The following is a 6456-nucleotide window of genomic DNA, read 5'->3' as shown; positions in this document are numbered from 1 at the left end:
CAACAGCCGGGGCCGCCTCACTTTTCAATGGCCGGCCCTTTGCTGTTTGGGCCGAAACGAGGGTATCGCCTCCACCGCTCGAGCGGATTGCGGAATACACGGATTTGTCCCTGGGCGAAACGGAGGCGCTGAGGGACCGGCTGCATTGAGGCATCATCAGGATACAAGAGATGAGCGGCCCCCGGATCCGGGGGCCGCTCGCCTTCAGTCAGAGCGTTTGGAATCGAATCAGAGCGTCCCGTTCTGCGCCCTGCTCAGAAGCTCCATCTTCATCCGATAGTAGGCCGGGCTCATGTCGAGATAATGCTTGTGCGGGTTCTCGAAGCGCTGCTCCTCCGGCCATATCTCCGTCTCGAGCTGGCGTTTTACGTACGCCCGGATTTCCTCGAGCGGAGGGGACGGCTTCACCCTCCTTCCGTCCTCCATGACCAGCTCATGCATCCTTCGGGCCGTACAGCCGGAGTAGGCGAAGGTCCTCCACGGCCTCTGCGGATTGACGTAGGGATATTCCCCGCTGAAGTCGGGGGTCTCCTCCGCCATGGTGATCAGGTCGGAGATGGCATGTCCCTGGTCGTCATAGACGCGCCACACCTGTTTCTTCCCGGGGTTGGTGATCTTTTCGAAGGTCTCCGAGACCTTTATCTTGGGGTAGCAGGCCTTGCCCTTGTTCACGGCCACCAGCTTGTACACCGCCCCAAAGACGGGATCGCTCCGTGCCGTAATCAGCCGCTCCCCGACGCCGAAGGCGTCGATGCAGCCGCCCTGCTCCAGTATGGATCGGATCGTGAACTCGTCCAGGCTGTTGGAAGCGACGATCTTGCAATCCGTCAGGCCGACCTCGTCCAGCATCCTGCGGGCGGCCTTCGAAAGGTAGGCCAGGTCGCCGGAATCCAGGCGGATGCCCTTCAAACGCTTTCCCCTGGGGATGAGGACCTCCCGGGCGACCCGGATCGCGTTGGGGATGCCCGACTTGAAGACGTCGTAGGTGTCCACGAGCAGGACCGAGTTGTCGGGATAGAGCTCCGCAAACCGCTTGAACGCGGTGTACTCGTCGTCGTGATACATGACCCAGCTGTGGGCCATCGTCCCGCTGACGGGGATGCCGAAGATCTGCCCCGCCAGCAGCGTGGCGGTGCTGGAGACACCGCCGATGTACGCCGCCCTGGCGCCGTAGACGGCGGCATCCACGTTATGGGCTCTCCTCGCGCCGAAGTCCGCCACGGCCCGCCCCTGCGCGGCCTGGACGATCCGGTGGGTCTTCGTGGCGATCAGGGACTGATGGTTGATCTGGTTCAGGATCGCCGTCTCCACCAGCTGCGCGTCGATCAGCGGCGCACACACCGTAAGGATCGGCTCGTTGGGGTACATGACGCTGCCCTCCGGCATGGCCGTAACGGTTCCGCGGAAGCGGTAATCCGCCAGCCATTCCAGGAACCTCTCCTCGTAGATATCGAGCGAGCGCAGGTAATCGATGTCCGTCTTTTCGAAATGAATGTTCTCCAGATAATCGAGCACCTGCTCCAGGCCCGCGAAGATAGCGAAGCCGCCTTCATCGGGGTTCCTCCGGTAGAACACGTCGAACGTGGCCGGTCCGTCGGCGTTCCCGCCGCCGAAGTACCCGTTGGCCATGGTCATCTCGTACAGATCCATCATCATGGAGATATTGCGCGGTTCAAACTGCGTCATGGGCCTCACCTCCACTTTCCCCTGCCAAAACCCGGCCCTCCCTGCGCGGGCACCGCGAACCGGAGGGCTCCGCTCCCTCGGGGAGCTCTGGATACGGAGAGGGACACTCCCTTTTATCGAGCTTCAAAAACACCGTGTCCAGAGTCGTACCGGAGAGATAGTCCAGAAACCGCCGCGCCGAGTCCTCGAGGACGGTATCGAAGATGCAGTCCCGAAAGGGGCACTGCGCACAGCACGAGCACAGCGCCGCCGAGGGATCGGGGGCACCGTCGATCGCCCTGTAGACCGACATCAGCGATATCTGGGAGGGCGCGAGCTTCAACTCGAAACCGCCCCCCACTCCCCGCACGGAACGCACCAGCCCCGCGCGGGCCAGCCTTTGAAAAACCTTAGTCAGATGAGCCTCGGAGACCCCCAGGGTCTGGGCCATGTCCCGGGCGTTGAGCCGGCGTCCCGACGCGGCTAGAAGCCCCATGCCGTGCACGCCGAGGGAAACGGCCTCCGATATGGCGATAACGCTGCCCAGCACAAAAACGCCTCCCGTCAGAATATCGACCCGAAACTGTAATCTATTCATCATTTCGGAGTCGGTTTACCTTTGCCGTTCCCTATCATAACACAGAGCATCCCCGGGGGACACCGCAGACTTTCCCAGGCTCGGAGAGACGCGCGTATCCTCCAAAATTGACATGGGGCTTCGCCAAACCGTCGGTCCGGCCTCGGAACGGCGGCGGCCCCGGCGAGCCGCACCCATCAACCCTCAAGCCGGGTTTCCCCAAAGGGAGGCCTTATGGACGGAATCGGCGTTTCCTTAGATAGTGTCGTCAGGAGATGCCAAAAGGGTTAGAATATCCTCCGGCAGAATCATTCAGTGAGGGGGAAATCACTATGGGCCAAGGGCACAGAAGGCACGATATTTCGGACAGGGTCTGGGAGTTGCTGGAACCTCTTCTTCCGGGGCGTCCGGGATCCTGGGGAGGCAAAGCCCGGGACAATCGTCTCTTCATCAACGCGGTGTTCTGGATTTTACGTACCGGTGCTCCCTGGCGGGATTTGCCTCCCGATTACGGGGACTGGAAGAACACACATCGCCGGTTCTGCCGTTGGCGGGACAAGGGAATCTGGGAAAAGCTGTTGGAACAGCTTGTAGTTGATCCGGATTTCGAATGGCTGATGATAGACGCCACGCACATCAAGGTGCATCCGCATGCGTCGGGAGCGAGGGGAGGCAATCAGGAGATGAGCCGGACAAAAGGGGGCTCAACACCAAGATACACCTGGCCGTGGATGCGCATGGTATGCCGGTCCGATTCCTTGTTACAGAGGGTACCCGAGCGGATTGCCGCGAGGCCTGTAAGTTGATTGAAGGGATCGATGCCGACAATCTGTTTGCGGACCGCGCCTACGATACGAACGAAATCGTGGAGGCGGCGCAGGCGGCAGGAATGGAAGTGGTCATCCCGCCGAAGAAGAACCGTAAGGAGGCTCGAGAGTACAAGAAGCATCTTTATGAGTTTCGGCATCTGGTGGAGAATGCATTTTTGCATTTGAAGCGATGGCGAGGTATTGCTACACGGTATGCAAAAAATGCCGCTTCCTTTGTTGCCGCGGTGCAAATTCGCTGCATTGCTCTTTGGGCTAACATCTTGTGACGACACTATCTAAGTTATAATGTATCCGCAGCGGAAACGAGGAGGATGGGGCATGGCAAAACCTGTGGAGGCCGATGTGGTTTTATCCTGCAACGAGCACCTGCCGACGGTCGACGTCTGGCTGGTGATCGACGTTCTTCGCGCGACGACGGTGATCGTCCGATGGTTCGAGCTTGGAGGCCGGGAGCTCTACCCTACGGACACCCCCGACGCGGCGCGGCGCCTGGCGCACGATCTGGAGCAGGAAGGCCGAAACCCCCTCCTGATGGGAGAGGAAAACGCCATAACCCCTCAGGGGTTCGACCTCGGAAACTCGCCCCTGGACCTCACGAGGGAGCTCGCCGCGGCCCGCGCGTGCGCCGTCATGGCCACGACCAACGGCACGAAGGCCCTCCTGAGGGCGGCGGAAACCGGGGTTCCGGTCTTCGCCGCCTGCATCCGCAACGCCTCGTCGGCGCTCGGCTGCGCCCTGTCGCGGGGGTCCCGGATCGGCCTGCTCTGTTCGGGACGAAAGGGACGCCCCTCCTGGGACGACACCCTCTGCGCCGGCCTTCTGCTTTCCATCCTGCAGCGGCGGCACCCCGGGCTGAGGCTCGCGGACAGCGCCCGCCTGGCGCTTCTGACCTGGCAGTCCTCCCGGAACGACCTGCAGGCGTCCCTCGCCGGGGCGGATCATGCCGTATTCCTGGACCGGGTCGGCTATAGGGCGGACATCGCCTTCGCGTGCATTCCGGACGCCGTCGAGGCCGTCCCCGAGCTGCACGAGGTCCCGCACGGCGATGGGATGCGCGCGGTCCTGCGCCGCGTCCCCCCGGACGCCATGGGCCCCCGTCTCGGAACCGCTCTGCCCCTTCCGGAACCGGCGCCCGTCGGGCCCCCCCGCACGGAACGGGCTCAGACGGCTCAAAACCGCTTCGCCTCCCTTCTTCAATACGCAAAAAGCGACGCGGACCACCTCTTTCTGGGCGGAAACAGGCATAAGAAATCCGGCAGGGCAAGGCTGCGATAGCACCGACGCCCTGTCCCGGAACGCCGGACGACAAGGCGGAACCGGATTCGATACGATATTGAACCTGATCAAGGGGGACCACGGCGGATGAAGACACTTTACCTGGACTGTTTTTCGGGGATCGCCGGCGACATGCTGATCGGGGCCCTGCTGGGCCTCCTCCCCGACCCGGAGCGCTTCCGCGCGGAGATGCGCAGGCTGACGCTCCTGCCGGAGGACAGTTATGAGCTCGTCATCGAGAGGGGCATGAAAAACGGCATCGCGGGGACGAACTTCGACGTCCGCACCCACGAACATCATCCGCACCGGGGGCTGCACGAGATCGAGGAGATCGTCGGCGGAAGCGCTCTGTCCGACCGCATCCGGAGGGAGTCCCTCCGGGCCTTTGCGCTGCTTGCGGAGGCCGAGGCCCAGGTCCACGGGACGACGCCCGACAAGATTCACTTTCACGAGGTGGGAGCCATCGACTCCATCGTCGACATCGTGGGCGCCTTCATCCTGATGGAGCTTCTGGACTGGCCCCGCGTGCTCTGCTCCCCTCTCAATGTGGGATCGGGCACGGTGACCTGCGCCCACGGCGTCCTGCCCGTCCCGGCCCCGGCGACGGCCCTCCTGCTTCGGGGGCTGCCGATATTCTCCCGTGGCGCGCCCATGGAGCGCACCACCCCGACCGGCGCGCTGCTCGCCAGGACCCTGGCCTCCGCCTTCTGTTCCATTCCCGCCGGATCGGTGATCGCGTCGAGCTTCGGCTTGGGCAATCGAGACTCCGAGGACATGCCGAACGTCCTCCGCGTCCTGCTGATGGAGGCCGGCCAGGAGGACGAGGGCCTGGTGCACGAGCGCCTGACCCTTCTGGAGTGCAACATCGACGACATGAACCCTCAGGACTTCGAGCCCGTCTCGGGCCGCCTCTTTGAGGCGGGCGCCCTGGACGTCTGGACCGAGCCCATCTACATGAAGAAGGGACGCCCCGCCGTCCGGTTCTGTTGCCTGTCCGAGCCGGAAAAGGCGTCGTCCCTGACCCTGATCATGCTGAGGGAGACCACCTCGCAGGGGGTCCGGTGCATCGCGGCCGACCGCACCCGGCTGCATTTCCGCATCGAACGCGTCTCCACGCCTCTGGGAGACCTCGACGTCAAGACCGCGCTTCTGGGGGACGTTCCCCTGCGCCGCACCCCCGAGTACGAGGACCTCAAGCGTCTCTCGGCCGAGCACGGCCTTCCGATGGCCGAGGTGCGCCGCCGCGTGGCGCGCGAACTCTGATGTACCGAAACGCCAAAATACAGATCCGGAAAATTAAGATACAGGAGGGTTTTCCATGTCGATCATCGTAGCGCTGCTGCTCGTCCTTTCCGTCGTCCTCAACGTCCTGCTCCTGACGCGGAAAAAGAACCCGGCCGCGAGGAAAAAATCGGTCCGCTCCGCGATCCTGCAGGGCATCCAGAACGTGAACGAGCTGGCGACCGTGCGGGAACGTTTTCAGTCCATCGTCTCGTTCTCCGACGGCAAACAGATGCCGTTACTGGGCTTTTGCCTCCCAGGCACCACGCGGAAGTTTATCATGCGGTACGCCGGGGTCATCGTCTGCGGCAACGACCTCTCCAAGCTCAACATCTCCGAACGATTCGCGGTTAACCGCGTCCGTGTGGTCGTCCCGCGCAGCCGCATCCTGGACATCTACGCGGACATCCAGAGCTTCGAGGTCTACGACCAGCAGGCGGGGCTCTTCACCTCCATCCGCCTCGAGGACCAGAACCGGGAGGTGACGGCGGACCTGGAGGAGATGAGGCAGAACGCCCTGAAAAGCGGCATCCTGAGCCAGGCGGACGAGAACACCCGTCGGATCCTCACCTCCATCGTCGCAACCACGGGCATGGAGGCCGAGATCGTCTTCGACGACGGCGAGGGCGAGGTCCTGCGCCTCGAGACTCAGGACAGCACGCCCGAAAAGGCCGACGCCGAACAGGACCTCAGCCCCGCCTCCGTGGAGGCGACGGCGGACGAGTGACCCTTGTAAGCCCTCGAAGTAAGCCTTCAAGGGCATTGGGGGCATTGCGGAGGAAAGCCGCCGCACAGGGGAAATAAACAGTTGGATTTTCAATAAACAAA

General features: G+C 62.9%; 6 protein-coding genes. 4 read left to right on the top strand and 2 right to left on the bottom strand.

Annotated features, from left to right (window positions below; translation table 11 throughout):
• Positions 1 to 228: 228 nt before the first annotated feature.
• Both Q0176_RS04255 and Q0176_RS04250 read right to left on the bottom strand, forming a co-directional pair.
• Positions 229 to 1686: a nicotinate phosphoribosyltransferase gene (locus tag Q0176_RS04255; protein ID WP_299299564.1), complete on the bottom strand. Its 1458-nt coding sequence runs from the start codon at positions 1684 to 1686 to the stop codon at positions 229 to 231.
• Complete coding sequence (locus tag Q0176_RS04250; protein ID WP_299299562.1) at positions 1673 to 2215, bottom strand: Rrf2 family transcriptional regulator; 543 nt, start codon at positions 2213 to 2215, stop codon at positions 1673 to 1675. The genes Q0176_RS04255 and Q0176_RS04250 overlap by 14 nt, the downstream gene beginning before the upstream one ends.
• Before the next feature lie 359 nt (positions 2216 to 2574).
• Between Q0176_RS04250 and Q0176_RS04245 the strand changes: the two genes are divergently transcribed.
• The 4 genes from Q0176_RS04245 to Q0176_RS04230 all read left to right on the top strand — a co-directional run bounded on the left by Q0176_RS04245 (position 2575) and on the right by Q0176_RS04230 (position 6355).
• Positions 2575 to 3338 (top strand): IS5 family transposase gene (locus Q0176_RS04245; RefSeq protein ID WP_299299560.1). Its coding sequence is split into 2 segments (ribosomal slippage): positions 2575 to 2935 and positions 2935 to 3338, totalling 765 coding nucleotides; the frame shifts between segments, so codons are not numbered across the junction.
• Between the two features lie 52 nt (positions 3339 to 3390).
• Positions 3391 to 4347, top strand: a complete 957-nt coding sequence (locus tag Q0176_RS04240) for a 2-phosphosulfolactate phosphatase (RefSeq protein WP_299299558.1) — start codon at positions 3391 to 3393, stop codon at positions 4345 to 4347.
• 87 nt (positions 4348 to 4434) lie between these two features.
• Positions 4435 to 5610 (top strand): nickel pincer cofactor biosynthesis protein LarC, encoded by a 1176-nt coding sequence (gene larC / locus Q0176_RS04235; RefSeq protein WP_299299556.1) that lies wholly within the window; start codon positions 4435 to 4437, stop codon positions 5608 to 5610.
• Between the two features lie 55 nt (positions 5611 to 5665).
• Complete coding sequence (locus Q0176_RS04230; RefSeq protein ID WP_299299554.1) at positions 5666 to 6355, top strand: DUF4230 domain-containing protein; 690 nt, start codon at positions 5666 to 5668, stop codon at positions 6353 to 6355.
• Positions 6356 to 6456 lie beyond the last annotated feature (101 nt).

Source organism: uncultured Fretibacterium sp. (assembly GCF_938040765.1).
Classification (GTDB): domain Bacteria; phylum Synergistota; class Synergistia; order Synergistales; family Aminobacteriaceae; genus CAJPSE01.
The sequence above is the reverse complement of the archived record's forward strand: the minus strand, read 5'-3'. Positions and strand labels throughout refer to the sequence as shown.

Bases quoted from the DNA above. Each gene is read 5' to 3' on its own strand.
- Q0176_RS04240 (WP_299299558.1), top strand. From the start codon at position 3,391: ATGGCAAAACCTGTGGAGGCCGATGTGGTTTTATCCTGCAACGAGCAC.
- larC (WP_299299556.1), top strand. From the start codon at position 4,435: ATGAAGACACTTTACCTGGACTGTTTTTCGGGGATCGCCGGCGACATG.
- Q0176_RS04230 (WP_299299554.1), top strand. From the start codon at position 5,666: ATGTCGATCATCGTAGCGCTGCTGCTCGTCCTTTCCGTCGTCCTCAAC.
- Q0176_RS04255 (WP_299299564.1), bottom strand. From the start codon at position 1,686: ATGACGCAGTTTGAACCGCGCAATATCTCCATGATGATGGATCTGTAC.